This is a genomic window from Burkholderia sp. Cy-637 (assembly GCF_011753175.1).
GTDB classification, from domain to species: Bacteria; Pseudomonadota; Gammaproteobacteria; order Burkholderiales; family Burkholderiaceae; genus Burkholderia; species Burkholderia gladioli.
Genome location: NZ_VWWC01000339.1, coordinates 1 through 2,418, shown reverse-complemented (window position 1 = coordinate 2,418; position 2,418 = coordinate 1). Strand labels below are relative to the sequence as shown.

Below are 2,418 nucleotides of genomic sequence, written 5' to 3'. Positions count from 1 at the left end.
AGGCCGCCGCGGCCTCCATCATGCCGCGCATGTCGAAGCCCGAAGGATGCTGGTAGACGCGCAGCCCGAACTCGGGCAGCACGGCGAGCAGGTGGTCGAAGATGTCGCCCTGGATGGTCTCGTAGTCGAGCCAGGTGGTGGTATCGGTGAAGCAGTACAGCTCCATCGGGATGCCCTCGGCCGTCAGCGGCAACTGGCGCGCCATGCGCGTCATGCCGCGATGGATGCGCGGGTGGCGCTGCAGGTAGCTGTCGCAATAGGCGCGGAAGGTGCCGAGGTTGGTCAACTGGCGGCGATTGCCCATCCACTCGCCGTCGGCGCCGAGCGCGCCGTTCCATTCGGCCAGCGTGTCGCGCTTGCCCGCCAGGTAGTCCTTCAGCAGCGTGAAGCGCTCCAGCCGCGCGATCTCCTCGGTGCTCAGGAAGCGCACGCTGCTCGCGTCGACGAACAGCGCGCGCTTGATGCGCCGCCCGCCCGATTCGGTCATGCCGCGCCAGTTCTGGTAGCTCTCGGTGATCAGCTTCCAGGTCGGGATGGTGATGATGGTGCGATCGAAGTTGGCCACCTTCACGGTGTTCAGCGTGATGTCGATCACGTCGCCGTCGGCGCCCGCGCTCGGCATGGTGATCCAGTCGCCGATCCGCAGCATGTCGTTGGAGGACAACTGCACGCCGGCCACCAGGCCCAGGATGGTGTCCTTGAAGATCAGCATCAGCACCGCCGACATCGCGCCGATCCCCGACAGCAGCAGGCCGATCTGCTTGCCGGTGACGGTGCCGATCACCACCAGCGCGGCGGTGATGTACATCACCAGCTTGATCAGCTGCATCGCGCCCTTGAGCGACAGCGTGGGCCGCTCGCGCGGCTGGGTGCGGTGCAGGTGCTCGGCGGCCGACAGCACCGCGCCGATCGTCATCGTCACCAGGAACACCACGATCGCGAACAGCAGCTTGTCGACGATCTGCGCGGCCGATTCGGGAATGTTCGGGATCGAGCGGAAACCGAGCTGGAACACCACGAAGGGCACCAGGCGCGAGAGCCACTTGAAGGCGCCGAACTGGAACAGCACGTCGTCGAAGCGGGTGGGGGTGCGCGCTGCGAACTTCGCGACCACGCGGAACAGCACGAAGCGCACCGCCAGGGCGATCGCGCAGGAGGCGGCCAGCAGGATCAGACAGCCGACGAGGGGGGCAAACCAGATGGCATTCATTGAATCGAGGAAAAACGGTGAACGGGTGGTGCGGTAGTGCAGGGAACCTGCCTGGCGCCGGCTCGGCCGGCTTGGCGCAGGGCGTCTGTAAGGGACCGCGGATCCGGCGCCGGGTTCCGATACTTTTTACCGATCGCCGCCGGGCGCGGCTTCGCGCGCCGGCTCGCAGGCGCCGGGCGCGATCGTACCCGTTTTTTTGACGCCGCTTGCCGCCGGTGCCGGGCTCGCTTAACGTGTGCGCTTCCCGCGCGAGCGCGACGCCTGAGAACAGGCGGCCCGCGCCGGCAATCACGAGGAGGCGTTTCGATGACTCTTGCGGTATGCGATGCGGCACGAACGGCGGCCTGCCTGCCGTTCGGGCCCCTGGTGGACGCGCTGGCGGTGGCCGCGCGCGACGCGGCCGAAGGCCGGATCCTGAGCCCGGCGCGGCTGGCGGTGCCGCTGCGCGAGGGCGGCGTGATGCTGTCGATGCCGGCCGCGGCCGACGACATCGCGATCCACAAGCTGGTCAATGTCTGCCCGGGCAACCGCGAGCGCGACCTGCCGACCATCCACGGCCAGGTGGTGGCCTACGATCCCGGCAGCGGCGAGGCGCTGGTCTCGCTCGACGGGCCGACCGTCACCGGGCGGCGCACCGCCGGCATCACCATGCTGGGCGCGCGCACCTTCCTGGCGGCGGCGCCGCGCGAGGTGCTGCTGTACGGCATCGGCACCCAGGCCGCGCATCACCTCGACGCGCTGGCCGAGCTGTATCCCGAGGCGCGCGTGCGCGTGAAGGCGCGCTCGGTGGAGCGCGCCGAGGCGTTCTGCGCGCGCTGGCGCGAGAGCCTGCCCGGCATCGAGCCGTTCGGCGAGGCGCCGGTGCCCGATTCGGTCGACCTGGTGATCGCCGCCACCACCAGCGCCACGCCGGTCTATCACGAGGCGGCGCGCGCCGGGCGCCTGGTGGTGGGCGTCGGCGTGTTCACCGCCGATCGCGCCGAGATCGCCGCGCGGACCGTGAACGGCAGCGCCCTGTTCGTCGACGATCCCGACGGCGCGCATCACGAGGCCGGCGACCTGATCCTGGCCGGCGTCGACTGGGCGCGCGTCGGCTCGCTGGCCGGCGCGATCGTGGCGGCGGAGCAGGCCGGCGGCCGCGCCGAGGCGCAGCAGCCGGTGCTGTTCAAGAGCGTCGGTTGCGCGGCCTGGGACCTGGCCGCCGGCCG

At 70.3% G+C, this 2,418-nt stretch carries 2 protein-coding genes; one reads left to right on the top strand and one right to left on the bottom strand.

Annotated elements, in window-relative coordinates; genetic code table 11:
- Nucleotides 1–1,210 (bottom strand): mechanosensitive ion channel family protein (locus F3J10_RS35245; protein WP_167244015.1); only part of this gene is annotated, 1,210 nt, incomplete at its 3' end.
- Between the two features lie 306 nt (nt 1,211–1,516).
- On the opposite strand from F3J10_RS35245, the gene lhpI reads away from it, so the two are divergent.
- A partial coding sequence (gene lhpI / locus F3J10_RS35240; RefSeq protein WP_167244014.1) for a bifunctional Delta(1)-pyrroline-2-carboxylate/Delta(1)-piperideine-2-carboxylate reductase occupies nt 1,517–2,418 on the top strand: 902 nt, incomplete at its 3' end.